This is a genomic window from Bacillus sp. AF62 (genome assembly GCF_050312695.1).
GTDB classification, from domain to species: domain Bacteria; phylum Bacillota; class Bacilli; order Bacillales; family Bacillaceae_G; genus Bacillus_A; species Bacillus_A cereus.
In genome coordinates, this window is the sequence record NZ_JBNPJZ010000276.1 from 1 (window position 1) to 332 (window position 332).

The window sequence follows — 332 nt, forward strand, 5'->3', positions numbered from 1 at the left end:
TGATCGGCCACGGCACGCGCAACCAGGCCTATGTCTATCGGCCGGTGGTGCAGGCCGACTCGGTTGCCGAGACTGCGCTCCAGCGCCTGGTGCACACTTTCTTTCAGGGCTCGGCGGCGCGCGCCGCGACTGCGTTGCTCGGCATGGAGAAGGCGCTGACCCGCGCGGAAATCGACGAGCTCCAGCGCGCGATCGACGAAGCGCGGGGAGAAGCGGAATGATCCCGGACCTGCTGATCGAGCTGGGCTGGAAATCCGCGCTGGCCTGTGGCGTCGCGCTGCTCGCCGGCCAGGCATTGCGCGGCCGGCCCGCCGCGCAGCGGGTGGCGGTGC

The 332-nt window shown here is 70.8% G+C and carries 1 protein-coding gene; it reads left to right on the top strand.

The genetic code is table 11. From position 1 onward, the window contains the following. Positions 1–221: BlaI/MecI/CopY family transcriptional regulator (locus ACQRBL_RS32720; RefSeq protein ID WP_427736476.1), on the top strand; the 221-nt coding region annotated here is incomplete at its 5' end. Positions 222–332: the final 111 nt, after the last annotated feature.